This window comes from Paraburkholderia sp. J11-2, from assembly GCF_905220185.1.
In the GTDB taxonomy this organism is placed as follows: Bacteria; Pseudomonadota; Gammaproteobacteria; order Burkholderiales; family Burkholderiaceae; genus Paraburkholderia.
Window position 1 is genome coordinate 343844 of record NZ_CAJMYY010000001.1, and the last position, 15501, is coordinate 359344.

Annotated in this window: 16 protein-coding genes; 15 read left to right on the forward strand and 1 reads right to left on the reverse strand. The window is 66.7% G+C overall.

Translation table 11 applies throughout. From position 1 onward, the window contains the following. Window positions 1-31: 31 nt before the first annotated feature. The 8 genes from U5A57_RS01560 (at window position 32) to U5A57_RS01595 (ending at window position 7235) form a co-directional block, all read left to right on the forward strand. Complete coding sequence (locus tag U5A57_RS01560) at window positions 32-997, forward strand: MlaD family protein (RefSeq protein ID WP_321907552.1); 966 nt, start codon at window positions 32-34, stop codon at window positions 995-997. 105 nt (window positions 998-1102) lie between these two features. Further along, a complete protein-coding gene (locus U5A57_RS01565) occupies window positions 1103-1741 on the forward strand; it encodes an ABC-type transport auxiliary lipoprotein family protein (protein WP_415774569.1) in 639 nt (212 codons plus the stop codon). Window positions 1742-1834: 93 nt separating this feature from the next. Continuing rightward, window positions 1835-3205 carry a VanZ family protein gene (locus U5A57_RS01570; RefSeq protein WP_321907554.1) on the forward strand — a complete coding sequence of 457 codons (1371 nt, stop codon included), beginning with the start codon at window positions 1835-1837 and terminating at the stop codon, window positions 3203-3205. A 167-nt stretch (window positions 3206-3372) separates the two neighbouring features. After that, on the forward strand, window positions 3373-3699 hold the full coding sequence (locus U5A57_RS01575; protein ID WP_321907556.1) for a (2Fe-2S) ferredoxin domain-containing protein: 327 nt from the start codon (window positions 3373-3375) through the stop codon (window positions 3697-3699). Window positions 3700-3746: 47 nt separating this feature from the next. Further along, the gene (locus U5A57_RS01580; RefSeq protein WP_321907557.1) at window positions 3747-4379 is read left to right on the forward strand and encodes an alpha/beta hydrolase; all 633 of its coding nucleotides are present in this window, start codon (window positions 3747-3749) and stop codon (window positions 4377-4379) included. 290 nt (window positions 4380-4669) lie between these two features. Beyond that, entirely contained in the window at window positions 4670-5974 is a 1305-nt protein-coding gene (locus U5A57_RS01585) for a D-alanyl-D-alanine carboxypeptidase family protein (RefSeq protein ID WP_321907558.1), read from the forward strand. Further along, complete coding sequence (locus tag U5A57_RS01590; RefSeq protein WP_321907560.1) at window positions 5974-6945, forward strand: D-amino acid aminotransferase; 972 nt, start codon at window positions 5974-5976, stop codon at window positions 6943-6945. Before U5A57_RS01585 ends, U5A57_RS01590 begins: the two co-directional genes overlap by 1 nt. 2 nt (window positions 6946-6947) lie before the next feature. Beyond that, window positions 6948-7235 carry a DUF493 family protein gene (locus U5A57_RS01595; RefSeq protein ID WP_407671784.1) on the forward strand — a complete coding sequence of 96 codons (288 nt, stop codon included), beginning with the start codon at window positions 6948-6950 and terminating at the stop codon, window positions 7233-7235. Window positions 7236-7313: 78 nt separating this feature from the next. Here the strand turns inward: U5A57_RS01595 and U5A57_RS01600 are convergent, their stop codons facing one another. Further along, window positions 7314-8291 carry a transcriptional regulator GcvA gene (locus tag U5A57_RS01600; RefSeq protein WP_321907563.1) on the reverse strand — a complete coding sequence of 326 codons (978 nt, stop codon included), beginning with the start codon at window positions 8289-8291 and terminating at the stop codon, window positions 7314-7316. A 101-nt stretch (window positions 8292-8392) separates the two neighbouring features. Between U5A57_RS01600 and U5A57_RS01605 the strand changes: the two genes are divergently transcribed. From U5A57_RS01605 to U5A57_RS01635, 7 genes are all read left to right on the forward strand, one after another. Then, complete coding sequence (locus U5A57_RS01605) at window positions 8393-8719, forward strand: DUF2917 domain-containing protein (RefSeq protein ID WP_321907564.1); 327 nt, start codon at window positions 8393-8395, stop codon at window positions 8717-8719. A gap of 108 nt (window positions 8720-8827) precedes the next feature. Beyond that, window positions 8828-9688: a lipoyl(octanoyl) transferase LipB gene (gene lipB, locus U5A57_RS01610; protein WP_321907565.1), complete on the forward strand. Its 861-nt coding sequence runs from the start codon at window positions 8828-8830 to the stop codon at window positions 9686-9688. Window positions 9689-9701: 13 nt separating this feature from the next. Then, window positions 9702-10691 (forward strand): lipoyl synthase, encoded by a 990-nt coding sequence (gene lipA / locus U5A57_RS01615; RefSeq protein WP_158756805.1) that lies wholly within the window; start codon window positions 9702-9704, stop codon window positions 10689-10691. Between the two features lie 243 nt (window positions 10692-10934). Next, the gene (gene tauA / locus U5A57_RS01620) at window positions 10935-11987 is read left to right on the forward strand and encodes a taurine ABC transporter substrate-binding protein (protein ID WP_321907568.1); all 1053 of its coding nucleotides are present in this window, start codon (window positions 10935-10937) and stop codon (window positions 11985-11987) included. A gap of 19 nt (window positions 11988-12006) precedes the next feature. Beyond that, window positions 12007-12816 carry a taurine ABC transporter ATP-binding protein gene (locus U5A57_RS01625; protein ID WP_321907570.1) on the forward strand — a complete coding sequence of 270 codons (810 nt, stop codon included), beginning with the start codon at window positions 12007-12009 and terminating at the stop codon, window positions 12814-12816. After that, window positions 12813-13709 carry an ABC transporter permease subunit gene (locus U5A57_RS01630; protein ID WP_321907571.1) on the forward strand — a complete coding sequence of 299 codons (897 nt, stop codon included), beginning with the start codon at window positions 12813-12815 and terminating at the stop codon, window positions 13707-13709. The genes U5A57_RS01625 and U5A57_RS01630 overlap by 4 nt, the downstream gene beginning before the upstream one ends. A gap of 302 nt (window positions 13710-14011) precedes the next feature. Beyond that, entirely contained in the window at window positions 14012-15295 is a 1284-nt protein-coding gene (locus U5A57_RS01635; RefSeq protein WP_321907572.1) for a dicarboxylate/amino acid:cation symporter, read from the forward strand. Window positions 15296-15501 lie beyond the last annotated feature (206 nt).

A 15501-nucleotide genomic window follows, 5' to 3' on the forward strand; every position in this document is an offset into this window, starting at 1 on the left:
GCGCTGCGGCCGCCAAAGAAGGAATCTGACGATGGAAAACAAACCGCATGCGTTCTGGGCGGGCATGTTCACGATAGGCCTGCTCATCGTGATCGCGCTTGTCGTCATCTTCTTCAGCGCTGACCACACCGTGCGCGTGCCGTACGACCTCATCTCGCGCTCGAGTGTGACGGGCCTTTATCCGGACGCGTCGGTGCGTTTTCGCGGCATCGACGTGGGCAAGGTGCAGTCGATCAAGTTCGATACCCAGCATCCGGGCCAGATCCGCATTCGCATTCTCGTCGACCAGAAGGCGCCGATGACGCGCTCCACTTTCGGCTCGCTCGCGCTGCAGGGCGTGACGGGCATCGCCTTCGTGCAGCTCGACGACAACGGCGTGGACCTTTCGCCGCTGCATTCGTCCGCGGCGCATGTGGCCGAGCTGCCGCTGCGCCCGGGCCTGCTCGATCAGCTCCAGCGCCGCGGCGACGCGCTGCTGCGCAAGCTCGACAACATCGCCGGCGACATCGACGAAATGCTCTCCGAAGACAACCGCAAGCAGGTGATGGAGGCCGTCACCAGCCTGCAGCAGGCCGCGAGCAGCGTGAACGTGCTCGCCCAGCAGCTCCAGCCCACCGCGAAGCAGCTTCCTGGCGCGGTGACCGACCTGCAGCACGCGCTGCAGTCGACCAACACGCTCATTACGAGCATGAACCGCCCGGACGGCCCGTTCCAGACCAACCTGAACAAGGCCGGCACGGCGGCAGCCCAGGCGGGCGCGGCGCTCAGCTCGATCGACGTGTCGATCCAGGACCTGTCGGCGCGCGTGGGTTACGACACGCTGCCACGCGTCGATTCGCTTACCGACGACGTGCGCTCGGCCATGCGCGCCGTGGACCGCGCGGCGGGCACCTTCAGCACGAGTCCGCGCAGCGTGCTGTTCGGCGGCGCGCCGCAGCCCGCGCCCGGGCCCGGCGAGCCGGGCTTTGCGTGGCCGTCTGCCGGGGGCACGAAGTAGGCCGCGCCACGAGTCATACGGCCTTTCGCGACACCATTCGATGCACACCGCGCGGCGTATGCGCCGCGCGCCAAAGAAGGAAACGCAATGTCACGCACACCACGCCTGCCACGAACGATGCAACGTGCCGCAGCGGCCAGCACAGCCTGGCTCGCGGCGCTCGCGCTCGGTGCGCTCCTGGCCGCCTGCGCGGGCAATCCGGGTTCGATCAACGATGTTCGCTATGACCTTGGCCTGCAGTCGTCGCAGAGCCCTCAGGGCGCCCCCGCCGCGCAAGGCAAGCCGCTGCTGAAGGTGCTGGCGGTCAACGCGCCGCCGCCGCTCGACAACGACGGCATCCTCTACCGGATGAGTTCCGATTCCCAGCGCACGGCGCGCTACGCGAACAGCCGTTGGACGATGTCGCCCGCGCGTCTGCTCACGGAACGCCTGCGCACGTCGCTTGGCGCATATGCAACGGTGCTCGCAGGCGGCGACGCCGTGCAGGCGCCGATGCTCAAGGTCGAACTGTACGAGTTCGAGCAGGTGTTCGAGAGTCCGACGCAAAGCGCGGGCGTACTGGCCGCGCGCGCCACGCTCATGCAGGGCGGCCGCGTGCTGGCGCAGCGCTCGTTTGCCACGCGAGCGCCGGCGGCCACGCCCGACGCCGCGGGCGGCGTGCATGCGCTGCAGGCGGCCAGCGACGAGTTCGCGAGCCAGCTCGGCGCGTGGCTGAGCACGCAGTCGCTCGCGGGCACGCCTTGAGGGGCACGTTCAAGAGCGCATTCAAAAGCGCAGACCGGCGTTGCGCGATGGCGGCGCGCGGCGCGGCATCGGGGGCAAGGGCAGGATAGCGGCATGATCGAAGCGGGACGGCTCCGGCTGCGCGCCCCGCATGGCGGGCGGCGCGCGATGGACGGCGACGAGGGTGGCCAAAGCGGTGGCCAGAGCGCGAGCGGCGAGCGCGGTACGCTCGCCAGCGGCGACACGCCCGCGCCGCACGCTGACACGTTCGCGGCTCCATCGCCACCATCGCCACCACCGCCCGCCGCCCGCGAGCCCCTGCCGCGCCAGGCGTCGACGCTCTCGCGCCAGTCGCTCGCGCTTTACACGGCGCTGATCGTCTACGGCTCGTGGTATCCGTTCTCCGGCTGGCGCTCGCTCGGTCTCAGTCCGTTCGCCTATCTCGGCGATCCATGGCCGCGCTACTGGACGGTTTTCGACATCGTCACCAACGTGCTCGGCTACATGCCGTTCGGCGCGCTCGTCGTGCTCGCCGCGTGGCCGCGCTGGCGAGGCGTGCGCGCCGTGCTGCTCGCCGCCGTTGCGGGCACGCTGCTCTCGGGCGTGATGGAGGCTGTGCAGACCTGGCTGCCCACACGCGTGGCGTCCAATCTCGATCTCGCTTCGAACGCACTCGGCGCACTGCTCGGCGCGCTCGTGGCGGCGCCCGCCACCGGCGCGCTGCTCGAGCGCGGTTTCCTGCGCCGCTTGCGCTTTCGCTGGTTCGAGCGCGACGCGGCCGTGTTGATGGTGCTTGCAGGGCTCTGGCCGTTCGCGACGATGTACCCCACGCCGCGCCTGTTCGGTCTGGGCGAATGGGCGCGCGCGCTGTGGCAACGCCTCGACGGCTCGATGCAGGACGCCGTGCTCGCCTGGACGCCTGCCGCCTGGCATCTGCGCGCGCTGCCCGACATGCTCGCCGCGCGCCTGCCCGATAGCGGCTGGGAGGCAATCGTCACGACGCTCAACCTGTTCGGCGCGGCGGCGTTCGCGACGCTCCCCATGCGAGCGCGCGCGCCGCGTGCGCGGCTCGTCGTCGCGCTCCTTGCGGCGACGCTCGTCGTCAAGGTGGGCGCGACCTTTCTGCAGTCGCAAAGCGGGCTCATCTTCGACTGGGCCACGCCGGGGGCCCTCGCGGGCCTCGTATGGGGCACCTTGCTCGCGTTGCTCGCCTTGCGTCTGCCGCGCGCCTTGCGCGCTGCGGCGGCGACGCTTGCGCTTGCTGTGGCCCTCGTGTTCGTGAACGTGCTGCCCGTGAACCCGTACTTCGACGTCGTGCTCGCGGACTGGCGGCAGGGCCGCTACCTGCACTTCAACGGCCTCGCGCGCTGGCTCGCATGGACGTGGCCCTGGGCCGCGCTCGCGTGGACGGCGTTCTCGCTCGAACGCGCGTGGCTCGTGCGGCGCGCGCGCCGGGCCGCGAAGCGCGCTCGCCGCGGCGCATGAAGGCACGCGGCGCTCACCAGAGCGTTCGCGCCGCGCTCGTTATAATCGACCGGATCGCCGCACGGCCACGCCGGCGCGCAACACAATGCTCAAGTCATACCTCAGGCGGGCCACACGCTTTCAGCCAGCCTGCGCTCACTGCACGACACTCACCGGTGCCCCACGCCATGACCGATTCGTTCTACAAGTACCACGTCTTTTTCTGCCTGAACCAGCGCGAGCCTGGCGCGGACCGCCCGAGCTGCGCGAATTGCAATGCGCAAGCCATGCAGGAGTACGCGAAAAAGCGCGTGAAGCAGCTTGGTCTCGCAGGACCGGGCCAGGTGCGCATCAACAAGGCGGGGTGCCTCGACCGCTGCGAGGAAGGCCCGGCCGTCGTCGTGTATCCGGAAGGCACGTGGTACACGTATATCGATGAGAGCGACATCGACGAAATCGTCGTTTCGCATCTGCAGAACGGCCAGGTGGTCGAGCGCCTGAAAATCGATCGCTGATCGACCCTCATGCAAGGCCAATCTGTACCCGTAAGGACTGCCGCACGATGAACGCCCAGACACAAAAATTCCAGATCGACGGTCCCGTCGGCAAGATCGAATGCGCGCTCGACCTGCCCGACGCCGGCACGACGCCGCGCGGCATTGCGCTTGTCGCGCATCCGCATCCGCTCTTTGGCGGGACGATGGACAACAAGGTCGCGCAAACACTCGCACGCACGCTGGTGCAACTCGGCTACACGACCTATCGCTCGAACTTTCGCGGCGTGGGCGAAACGGCGGGCACGCACGACAACGGCATCGGCGAGCAGGACGACCTGCTCGAACTGATTGCACACATGCGCGCGCAACCGGGCCAGGCCGACGTGCCGCTCGTGCTCGCGGGCTTTTCGTTTGGCACCTTCGTGCTGTCGCACGTCGCGAAGCGCTATCTCGAAGCCGGCGGTGCCATCGAGCGCATGGTGTTCGTCGGCACCGCCGCAAGCCGCTGGGACGTCGCGCCGGTGCGCGACGACACGCTCGTGATCCACGGCGAACTCGACGACACCGTGCCGATTCTCTCGGTGTACGAATGGGCGCGCCCGCAGGAATTGCCGATTGTCGTGATTCCGGGGGCAGAACATTTCCTGCATCGCAAGCTGCATATCCTCAAGCGCATCATCGTCGAAGCCTGGCGCTGACAGTTCACGGGCATCGGGCGCCGATGTTTCGGGGCCCGATGCAAGCCGCTCGTCACCTGGCCGTCACGTCGCGTCTGGCGAGAGAAATGCGTGAAAAATGCACGACAGGTATGCGCAAACGTGTGACATCGCGAAAATTCGCCGCGACGTGACGCGTATAATGTTCGCCAATTTTGTGCTTGCTGCGCTGCGATCGGCGCGTGCACGGCACCCGCATTCCGGCTTTCTCCGACCGTGCGCCGCATGGCGCGCTACGTTCATCCCGTCCCCATTCAGCCCGACCTGAACCTATGCGTTTTCTCTCCTCCGGCCAACCGTCTTCTTTTGTTCCTTCTTCCCTCGTTCGCAATGTCACGCTCGCAGCGCTTGTGCCCGCCGCGCTTCTGGCGAGCGCGAGCGCGTTCGCTCGCACGCCCGCACACACTGCGGGCGTGAAAGTACAGGCGCAGCCGCAAGCAGAAGTGGCTGTCGGCACCCCTGCGGACAACGTACTCGGCGGGCTGCCGCCTCCGGGCGTGAATGCGCGCTCGTGGGTGCTCGTCGACGCCACCGCGAATCAGGTGCTCGCTTCCGGCAATGCCAATGAGCGCGTCGAGCCTGCGTCGCTCACGAAGCTCATGACCGCGTATCTCGTGTTCGAGGCGCTGCAGAGCAAGAAGATCACGATGGACCAGATCGTCACGCCGAGCGAAGCCGTGCGCCGCGTGAAGAACGACGAGTCGCGCATGTTCATCGAAGCGAACAAGCCGGTCTCGGTGCATGACCTCGTGTACGGCATGATCATCCAGTCGGGCAACGACGCGGCCATCGCGCTCGCCGAACTGGTGGGTGGCAGCGAAGCGAACTTCGTCACCATGATGAACGCCGAAGCGCAGAAGCTCGGCATGACGCACACGCATTTCGCCGACGTGAACGGCATGCCCGACCCGAATCACTACACGTCGGCTGGCGACCTCGCCACGCTCTCCACGCGTCTGATCCGCGACTATCCCGAGTACTACGAGATCTTCTCGGTCAAGGAATTCAAGTACAACAATATCAAGCAGCCGAACCGCAACCGCCTGCTGTGGATCGACCCGACGGTCGACGGCCTGAAGACCGGCCACACGCAAGCCGCGGGCTACTGCCTGATCGCATCGGCCCACCGTCCGCTCGCGAGCGGCGGCAACCGCCGTCTCGTCTCGGTGATGATGGGCGAGGAGAAGGAACACGACCGCGTGCAGGACAGCCTGAAGATGCTGAACTACGGCTATAGCGCGTACGACACCACGCGCATCTATCAGGCGAACCAGGCCGTGGCGACGCCGCGCGTCTACAAGGGCACGCTCGACGCCGTGAAGGTCGGCGTACAGAAGGACCAGTACGTGACGCTGCCCAAGGGCGCCGCCGACAAGGCCAAGCCGCAGGTCGAACTGAGCAGCCCGCTGATCGCGCCGTTCACGGTTGGCCAGCAGGTTGGTACCGCGAAGTTCGTGGGCGCCGACGGCAAGGTGCTCGCACAGGTTCCGCTCGTCGCACTCGAAGCCGTGCCGCAAGCCGGTATCGTCGGCCGCGTGTGGGATTCGCTCATGCTCATGGTCAACAAGAAGAAGTGATGACAGGCGCTCCAACGACGCAAGCCGCCGAGCCGCTCGTCTGGCTCAACGGTGAACTCACGCCGCTTTCCGAAGCGCGCATTCCCGTGCTTGATCGCGGTTTCATCTTCGGCGACGGCATCTACGAGGTCGTGCCCGTTTATGCGCTCGACGCAGCCGATGGTGAAAGCAAGGTGCGCGTGCCGTTTCGCATTGCGCAGCACCTCGCGCGGCTCAAGCGTTCGCTGGAGAAGGTTGGCATTGCGAATCCGTTCGACGAGGCGGGCTGGCGCGCACTCGTCGCGCGCCTGATCGAGGCGAACGAAACGGCGGGCGCGCTCGCGCGGGATGCGCACGCCAACTTCTACGTGCAGGTCACGCGCGGCGTCGCGCCGCGCGGCCACGCGTTTCCCGCGGCGGCCACGCCCACTGTGTTCGCGATGGTCAATCCGCTCAAGCTGCCCGGCCAGGCGCAGCGCGAGCATGGCGTGCGCTGCGTCACCGCTGAAGACAAGCGCTGGCTGAATTGCGACATCAAGTCGACTTCGCTGCTCGGCAACGTGCTGATGGCGCAGCACGCAGCGGAAAACGACGCGTTCGAGACGATCCAGCTGCGCGACGGCTGGCTGACCGAGGCTTCGTCGGCGAACGTGTGGGTCGTGAAGGGCGGTGCGCTCTTTGCGCCGCCGCGCAGCAACCGCATTCTCGAAGGCATCCGCTACGGCCTGATCGAGGAACTGGCCGAGGCGTGCGGCGTGCGTTTCGAAGCGCGCGAAGTGGCCGAGGCCGAACTGCGCGAGGCAGACGAAATTCTCGTGACGTCGGCAACGAAGGAAGTGCTGGCGGTCGTCGCGCTCGACGGCAAGCCGGTCGGCGCCGGCAAGCCGGGCCCGGTGTACGCCGCGCTCCATGCGGCGTACCAGCGCGCGAAGCAACGCGAGGCGGAGGCTGTGCAAGCACTGGCCGCCGAGCTACAGGTAGTGGAGAAATGAATATGACACAACAGGCAAGCAACCCCGAAGCGAAAGAATCGCTGATCGAATTCCCCTGCGACTTCCCGATCAAGGTGATGGGCAAGACGCATCCGGAATTCCAGGACACCATCGTGACGGTGCTGCGCGAATTCGACGGCGGCTTCGACGCCACGACCATCGAGACGCGTCCGTCGAGCGGCGGCAACTACACGGGCCTCACCGTCACGGTGCGCGCCACGAGCCAGGCACATCTCGACGACATCTATCGCGCCCTCACCGGGCATCCGATGGTGAAGATCGTGCTGTAAGCGCTGGCGCTTCGCTGGCAGTGATTCGAACGACAAGGGCCGCCATGCGCGGCCCTTGTTGCATCTGAGGCATTCGTTTCAGGGCACGTCGCCCACACGGGCGCGTTGCGCCGCCGCGGCCGCCGTCATCAGCGGACCGGCTTCGCAAGCGTCCTCGTAGAGCCGCCGAAAGCGCGCGACCTCGTCGAACACCCAGTCGCGGAAGGCCTGCACGCGCTCGGTCTGCATGCGTTGCGGCTGGCAGATGAAGTAGTAGCGCCAGGGGCTCGGCCCGTCGACGTCCTTGAAGAGGCGCACGAGACGCCCGAGCGTGATCTCGTGCATGGCGAGCGAGCGGCGCACGAGCGCGATGCCCTGGCCGTCCATGGCCGCCTGCAGCAGGTTCGACGAGTCCTGGTAGAGCACGCCGCGCTTCGGTTCGGGCAGGTCCTGGAGGCCCGCGGCGTCGAACCAGGGGCGCCAGAGTTCGTCGTCCGAGCGCAGCAGCGGCAGCTTCGCGAGGTCGCGCGGGTCGGTGGGCAGCTTGCCGCCGTTGAAATCGGGCGAGCAGGCCGGAAAGAAGATCTCGTCGAGCAGCAGCTCGGCGTGCAGGCCCGGATAGTGTCCGTAGCCGAAGCGGATGGCGACATCGACATCGTCGCGCGCGAAATCGGTGAGCGAATTCGTGGATTGCAGCTCGACGTCCCACTGGGGATGCGCCTCGATGAAGCGGCCGATGCGCGGCGTGACCCAGCGCGCCGCGAACGACGACAGCATCGACACCACGAGCCGCCGGTCGCGGTCGCCCGCGCGGATTTCCTGGGTGGCGTGCGCGAGCTGGTTGAGCGCGTCGCGCACCTGGCCGGCGTAGCGGCGGCCGGTGTCGGTCACGCGCACGCGCTTGCCGTCGCGCGCGAAGAGCGCCACGCCCAGCTCCGCTTCGAGCGCGCGGATCTGGTGGCTCACGGCGCCGTGCGTGACGAAGAGTTCGTCGGCGGCGCGCGAGAAGCTTTCGTGGCGGGCGGCCGCTTCGAAGGCCTTGAGCGCATTCAGTGCGGGTAGCTGGCGCAGATCCATATCGTATTTTTTCTCACATAGCCGTGAAAATTGATCGTTTTTCCCGATCCCTTATGGCGTCTACGATTGTAGCCATCGGAGCAGGTCATTCGGAGTCGAAAATGAGAGAAATTTCTTCGGATATCACGTTTGAAGTGGCGGCCGACCAAACGGCCTCGGTGCGCGTCACGCGCAGCACGCGGCTCACCGTGAAGTGCGGCACCGTCTGGGTCACGCGCAGCGACGACACCGCCGACTACTGGCTGGAACCCGGCCACACGCTGCGGCTGCGGCGCGGCGAACGCTTGTGGATCGGTGCGGAAGGCGGTGCGGCCGCGTGGGTTGGGTTCGCCGCGCCGGCGCGCCTGAGCGAGCGCGTGGTCGATATCGCCGCACGCGCTGCGCAGCGCGCAGGCGTTCACATTGGCGACGGCTGGCGCACGGTTTGAGCCCACGGTTTGACCCAAAAGCGGCGGCGATGGGCGGGCAACCCATCGCCGCCGTTATCCGCAGCATGCCCGGCGCGCTTGTCCCGAATTCGGTAAACTCCCGAAATCATGTGCGCCACCCCGGTTTCACCCTCGCAAATCTCTTCGGACCCCGGCATAGCCGCGGCCGATTCCCAAACGGCAGGTTCGTCCATCGTCGTGCGCTGGCGCGGCGACGAGGCTTATCAAACAAGCTTCGACGCCATGCGCGAGTTCACGGCCGCCCGTGACGCGCATACGTCCGACGAAATCTGGCTCGTCGAGCATCCGCCTGTGTTCACGCTGGGCCAGGCCGGCAAGCCCGAGCACCTGCTGGTCGCCAACAGCGGCATCCCGCTCGTGCAGATCGATCGCGGCGGGCAGATCACGTATCACGGGCCGGGCCAGGTGGTGGCCTACCTGCTGCTCGACTTGCGGCGCCGGAAGCTGATGGTGCGCGAGCTCGTCACGCTCATCGAGGACGCCGTGATCGAAACACTGGCGGCGTATAATCTCGCGAGCGAGCGCAAGGCAGGCGCCCCCGGCATTTACGTGCCGCAAGAGGCCAGCGGCGCGAGCGCCGCGCACAAGGGCGCGAAAGTCGCCGCCCTCGGGCTGAAGATCCGCAATGGCTGCAGCTATCACGGCGTGAGCCTGAACGTATCGATGGATCTGAACCCATTTCTCGCGATCAATCCGTGTGGTTACGCCGGTCTCGAAACCGTCGACATGGCCACGCTGGGTGTGGAGGCGAGTTGGCGCGATGTTGCCGCCACGCTGGCGGCGCGGCTCGAGGCGAATCTCGCGGCGCACGCAGCAACACTTCTCACGGTAGCCGAAGCGGCTGCCACAGACCCTTCGGCCGAAGCGGCTGGAGTGGAACCGGCCGTATCGGCCGTCTCCGGCGGGGAACCGCCGCAACCGCAGGCTGGCGTTGCACCGGCGGCCTGACTGGATCGAAAGCATGACTGACATCACTGCGAACCCCGCTGGCGCCAACGCCGACGCCGTTCCCTACGACGCCACCGCAAAACAGAAGGCGCAGGCCAAGACCTCGCGCATTCCGATCAAGGTCATTCCCATCGAGAAGCTCAAGAAGCCCGAGTGGATCCGCGTGAAGGCGGCCACGGGCAACTCGCGCTTCTACGAAATCAAGAACATCCTGCGCGAGCACAACCTGCACACGGTGTGCGAGGAAGCGAGCTGCCCGAACATCGGCGAATGCTTCGGCAAGGGCACGGCCACGTTCATGATCATGGGCGACAAGTGCACGCGCCGCTGCCCGTTCTGCGACGTGGGCCACGGCCGCCCCGATCCGCTCGATCCGGACGAACCGGCGAACCTCGCGCGCACCATCGGCGCGCTCAAGCTCAAGTACGTCGTGATCACGAGCGTTGACCGCGACGATCTGCGTGACGGCGGCGCCGGCCACTTCGTCGAATGTATCCGCCAGGTGCGCGAGCAGTCGCCCGAAACGCGTATCGAGATTCTCACGCCGGACTTCCGCGGCCGTCTCGATCGCGCGCTGCAGATCCTCAACGCCGCGCCGCCTGATGTGATGAACCACAATCTCGAAACGGTGCCGCGTCTCTACAAGGAAGCGCGCCCGGGTTCGGACTACGCGCACTCGCTCAAGCTGCTCAAGGACTTCAAGGCGCTGCATCCCGAAGTCGCGACGAAGTCGGGCCTGATGGTGGGCCTGGGCGAAACCGAAGAGGAAATTCTTCAGGTGATGCGCGACCTGCGCGCGCACGACGTCGACATGCTGACGATTGGCCAGTACCTCCAGCCTTCCGAGCATCACCTGCCGGTGCGTTCGTACGTGCATCCGGACACGTTCAAGATGTACGAGGAAGAGGCATACAAGATGGGCTTCACGCACGCGGCCGTTGGCGCCATGGTGCGTTCGAGCTATCACGCCGATCTGCAGGCGCATGGGGCAGGGGTGGTTTAAACCAGCCCCCGCTTCCTGCAAGCACGCAACACGAAAAGCCCGCTGAAAAGCGGGCTTTTTCGTTATGCGCTGCGCTCGAACAGCGCGTGTCGTGCGTCGATTTCCACGCCATCCATTGCGGCGCGAAAAGCAATGCTCCAGCAGCGTCATTAGCTAACGCGGATAAGTTAGAACCACCCGCCGCCAGACTCCCTATAGTCGGAACCTTCATTCACTCGAACGTCGTTCCGCCGGAGTCTCCCGATGAACCCACGCGCTCTCCCTGCCTTCGCACGCCGCCCGCACATCGCCGCCGTTGCATTCGCCGCCGCCTGCCTCGCAGCCACGTTCGGCGCGCCGCGCGCGCAGGCCGAAACGCGTGAGGTCGTGATCGCGTATCAGGACATGGTGGTGCCGTGGCGCTACGCGCAGGCCACGGGCGAAGTCGAGAAGGAAACGGGCTACAAGGTCACCTACCGCAAGCTCGCGAGCGGCGCCGACGTGATCCGCGCGCTCGCATCCGGCTCCGTGCAGCTCGGCGAGGCCGGTTCGAGCCCGATCGCAGCGGGCCTTTCGCAGGGTGTGGATCTCTCGCTGTTCTGGATTCTCGACAACATCAACGACGCCGAAGCGCTCGTCGCGCGCGACGGTTCGGGGGTGACGAGCATCGCGGGCCTCAAAGGCAAGACCATCGGCGTGCCGTATGTTTCGACCTCGCACTTTCACGCGCTCGTCGCGTTGCAGAACGCGGGCGTGAATCCCGCCGACGTGAAGATCGTCAACCTGCGTCCGCCCGAAGTCGCGGCCGCCTGGCAGCGCGGCAACATCGACGCGACCTACATCTGGGACCCCGTGCTCGCGCAGGTCAAGAAAAACGGCAAGGTGCTGATCACGTCGGGCCAGGTGGCGAAGGCCACGGGCAAGGCGACCTTCGACGGCTTCGTCGCGGACAAGCGCTTCGCGAAGGACAACGCCGATTTCGTCGCGAAGTTCGTCAAGGTGCTGGCCGCCGCGGACGCCGATTACAGCGCGCATCGCGGCGCCTGGAACGCGGCTTCGCCGCAGGTGCAGGCCGTCGCGAAGGAGTCGGGGGCGAATGCCGCCGAAGTGCCGGCGAGCCTCGCGCTCTACGCCTTCCCCACGCCCGCCGAGCAAGCCTCGAAGCAATGGCTGGGCGGCGGGGCGCAGTCGGGCGCGGCGCAGTCGCTGCTCGCCACGGCGACCTTCCTCAAGGAGCAGGGCACGATCCAGAACGTGCTGCCCGACTACTCGGTGGGCGTCGATCCGCAGTACGTGCAGCGCGCCGCCGCGCATTGAACGCAAGGAGCTTTACAACATGAGCGCGCTCGCGATCCGCGATCTCACCGTCATCTATGAGGGCGCGCAACGCGGTGCGCCGCCGAACGTCGCGCTCGCGAACGTGAACCTCGAAGTGGCGCGCGGCGAGTTCGTCGTCGCGCTCGGCGCTTCGGGCTGCGGCAAGACCACGTTGCTCAACTGCATCGCGGGCTTCATCGAACCCGCGCAGGGCGAGGTGCGCGTGAACGGCGCGCGCGTGGAGGGCCCGGGCGCGGAGCGCGGCGTGGTGTTCCAGAAGCATGCGCTGCTGCCGTGGCTCGACGTGCTCGACAACGTCGCGCTCGGTTTGCGTTTTCGGGGCGTGCCGAAGGCGCAGCGCGAGCGCATCGCGCGCGAGCAGCTTGCGCTCGTGGGGCTCGAAGCGCAGGCGCGCGAACGCGTGTATGCGCTCTCCGGCGGCATGCAGCAGCGCGTGGGCATTGCGCGCGCGCTCGCGAGCGACCCGCAGATTCTGCTGATGGACGAACCGATGGGCGCGCTCGACGCCCTGACGCGCGAGCAGGTGCAAACGCTCGTGCTCGACGTCTGGGCGCGCACGCGCAAGACGGTGTTCTTCATCACGCACAGCGTGGAGGAGGCGCTTTTTCTCGCGACGCGCATCGTGGTCATGACGCCGGGGCCGGGCCGTATCGAGCGCGAGTACGAAGTGCCGTTCGCGCGCCAATACCTCGCCACGCGCGATGCGCGCGCGGTGAAGTCGTCGCCGGAATTCATTGCGTGGCGCGAGCGGCTAGTCGATTTGCTGCACGCGGACGCGGGCGCACACGCACACGAGGAGCCGGTATGAGCGTGCCGCAGGAATCGTTGAGAGAAGTCGCGCTGAAGGCGCGTCGCGTACAGCCCCACGGCGGCGAGGCGCATGGGGCGCGCGAGGCGCAAGCCGCCCGCTCGAAAGTCTGGCGCATGCCCGGCGAAGGTCCGACCGCCGCGCTGAGCGCGGCGTCGGTGGCGGCGCTCGCGCTGCTCTGGTGGCTCGCCACGCACCTGCACTGGCTGCCGCCGCTTTTCCTGCCAACGCCCGAAGCCGTCTGGCAAGCGTTCGCCGACGCCTGGCACGGCCGCATCCAGGGCGGTCTGCCGCTTTCCGAGCATCTGTTCTGGAGCGCGCTGCGCGTGTTCGGCGCGTTCCTGCTCGCGGTCGTGACGGCCGTTCCCGTGGGCATCCTGATGGGCGTGTCGCGCATCGCGCGCGGCCTGCTCGATCCGCCGCTCGAGTTCTACCGGCCGCTGCCGCCGCTCGCCTATCTGCCGCTGGTGGTGATCTGGTTCGGCATCGACGAGACGGCCAAGATCGTCGTGATCTGGCTCGCCTGCTTCGCGCCCATCGCAATGGCCGCGCGCGCCGGTGCGAAGAGCGCGAGCGTCGAGCAGATCCGCGCGGCGGCGTCGCTCGGCGGCGGCTTCGCGCAGATCGTGCGCTTCGTCGTGCTGCCCGCCGCGCTGCCGGAGATCCTCACGGGCCTGCGCATCGCCATCGGCTTTGGCTGGACCACGCTCGTGGCCGCCGAGATGGTCGCCGCGACGGCGGGTCTCGGCCAGATGGTGCTCAACGCGTCGAGCTTCCTGCGCACGGATGTCGTGGTGATGGGCATCGTGCTGATCGGGCTCATCGCCTGGGGCTTCGATCTGGGCATGCGCGCGCTCGAAAAGCGCCTCGTGCCGTGGAAGGGGCGAGGCTGACGCAACACCCCCGCCGTTTCTGGAAATCCAAACAGCAGTAGGGCGCGATTCTGGAAAACCAGATTCGCGCCTTTGTTCATTGAGTAAAAGTCCTTATAAATCAACGTGATGAGCGTTGATGCTTGCTGGCATTCTCCTTGCAACTAAGAACGCGCGGCCACCCAGGCCGCGACAAAAAAACAGTCAGGAGACAGCCGATGTCCGATCCCATCTTCCGGTTTCGCTGATTCCCCAGTTTCGTCCTGTCGCGGCCCGAACCTCCTTCGTTCGGCCATTGGCTTAACTCATTTGCAGGAACCATCGTGAAGAAACCTCTCCACAAAGTCCTCTACGTCCAGGTGATCGTGGCGATCGTCATCGGCGTGATCCTGGGCCACTACTGGCCCGCCCTCGGCATCGACATGAAGCCGCTCGGCGACGCCTTCATCAAGCTCATCAAGATGGTGATCGGGCCGATCATCTTCTGTACCGTCGTGACCGGCATTGCGGGCATGGAGGACATGAAGAAGGTGGGCCGCGTGGGCGGCAAGGCGCTGCTCTACTTCGAGATCGTCTCGACCTTCGCGCTCGTGCTCGGCCTCATCGCCACGCACGTGCTCAAGCCGGGCGCGGGCTTCAACGTCGACGTGAACACGCTCGACGCCAAGGCCGTGGCGAGTTACGCCGAAAAGGCGCACGGCCAGAGCAGCGTCGACTTCCTGATGCACATCATTCCCGACACGATTTCCTCGGCGTTCGCGCAGGGTGAGATCCTGCAGATCCTGCTGATCGCGCTGCTGTTCGGCGCGGTGCTCACGCAGATCGGCGAGCGTGGCCGCCCGGTGACCGCGTTCATCGAAAGCGTCTCGGGCGTGCTGTTCGGCATCGTAAAGATCGTGACGAAGCTGGCACCGATCGGCGCGTTCGGCGCGATGGCGTTCACCATCGGCAAGTACGGCGTGGGCTCGCTCATTCCGATGCTCAAGCTGATCGGCACGTTCTACCTCACGTCGATCGTGTTCGTGCTCGTCGTGCTCGGCGCGATCGCGCGCTTCACGGGCTTCTCGATCATTCGCTTCGTTTCCTACATCAAGGAAGAGCTGCTGATCGTGCTCGGCACGAGCTCGTCGGAATCGGCGCTGCCGCAGCTGATGCAGAAGCTCGAGCGCCTTGGCTGCTCGCGCTCGGTGGTGGGCCTCGTGGTGCCGACCGGCTACTCGTTCAACCTCGACGGCACCAACATCTACATGACGATGGCAGTGCTTTTCATCGCGCAGGCGACCAACACGGACCTCACGTGGACCCAGCAGCTCACGCTGCTCGCGGTGACGATGCTCACCTCGAAGGGCGCGAGCGGCGTGACCGGCGCGGGCTTCATCACGCTGGCGGCAACGCTTGCCGTGGTGCCGACCATTCCGCTCTCGGGCATGGTGCTGATTCTCGGTATCGACCGCTTCATGAGCGAGTGCCGCGCGCTCACGAACATCGTCGGCAACGGCGTGGCGACGGTCGTGGTCTCGGCATGGGAGAAGGAGCTCGACCGCAACAAGCTGCGCGCCGTGCTCTCAGGCCAGACCGAAGATCTGAAGGAAAGCGCGGGCGCGTAAGCGGCGCCGGCGCGCAAGCCGCGAGGCGCGCGCCGCCCGCCGATGTTCCTTCTCTCGTTGTTTCGCGGCCATGGCCGTTGGGCGGCGCGCCCGTTTCCCCTGCGTGAGCGCACCGCCCGTTTTTGCCTGTATCGTCTGACGCGGCTGCACGTTTGCCTGAGCGCGCCCGGAGGCCGCTGTCCGCCCCGGACGAGCCGGACGCCCCA

What these genes read in the sequence shown, in the direction of transcription:
- lipA (WP_158756805.1), top strand. Translation starts at nt 9,702, where the DNA reads ATGACTGACATCACTGCGAACCCCGCTGGCGCCAACGCCGACGCCGTT.
- U5A57_RS01560 (WP_321907552.1), top strand. Translation starts at nt 32, where the DNA reads ATGGAAAACAAACCGCATGCGTTCTGGGCGGGCATGTTCACGATAGGC.
- U5A57_RS01570 (WP_321907554.1), top strand. Translation starts at nt 1,835, where the DNA reads ATGATCGAAGCGGGACGGCTCCGGCTGCGCGCCCCGCATGGCGGGCGG.
- U5A57_RS01625 (WP_321907570.1), top strand. Translation starts at nt 12,007, where the DNA reads ATGAGCGCGCTCGCGATCCGCGATCTCACCGTCATCTATGAGGGCGCG.
- U5A57_RS01630 (WP_321907571.1), top strand. Translation starts at nt 12,813, where the DNA reads ATGAGCGTGCCGCAGGAATCGTTGAGAGAAGTCGCGCTGAAGGCGCGT.
- U5A57_RS01590 (WP_321907560.1), top strand. Translation starts at nt 5,974, where the DNA reads ATGACAGGCGCTCCAACGACGCAAGCCGCCGAGCCGCTCGTCTGGCTC.
- U5A57_RS01580 (WP_321907557.1), top strand. Translation starts at nt 3,747, where the DNA reads ATGAACGCCCAGACACAAAAATTCCAGATCGACGGTCCCGTCGGCAAG.
- lipB (WP_321907565.1), top strand. Translation starts at nt 8,828, where the DNA reads ATGTGCGCCACCCCGGTTTCACCCTCGCAAATCTCTTCGGACCCCGGC.
- U5A57_RS01585 (WP_321907558.1), top strand. Translation starts at nt 4,670, where the DNA reads ATGCGTTTTCTCTCCTCCGGCCAACCGTCTTCTTTTGTTCCTTCTTCC.
- U5A57_RS01605 (WP_321907564.1), top strand. Translation starts at nt 8,393, where the DNA reads ATGAGAGAAATTTCTTCGGATATCACGTTTGAAGTGGCGGCCGACCAA.
- U5A57_RS01575 (WP_321907556.1), top strand. Translation starts at nt 3,373, where the DNA reads ATGACCGATTCGTTCTACAAGTACCACGTCTTTTTCTGCCTGAACCAG.
- U5A57_RS01600 (WP_321907563.1), bottom strand. Translation starts at nt 8,291, where the DNA reads ATGGATCTGCGCCAGCTACCCGCACTGAATGCGCTCAAGGCCTTCGAA.
- tauA (WP_321907568.1), top strand. Translation starts at nt 10,935, where the DNA reads ATGAACCCACGCGCTCTCCCTGCCTTCGCACGCCGCCCGCACATCGCC.
- U5A57_RS01595 (WP_407671784.1), top strand. Translation starts at nt 6,948, where the DNA reads ATGACACAACAGGCAAGCAACCCCGAAGCGAAAGAATCGCTGATCGAA.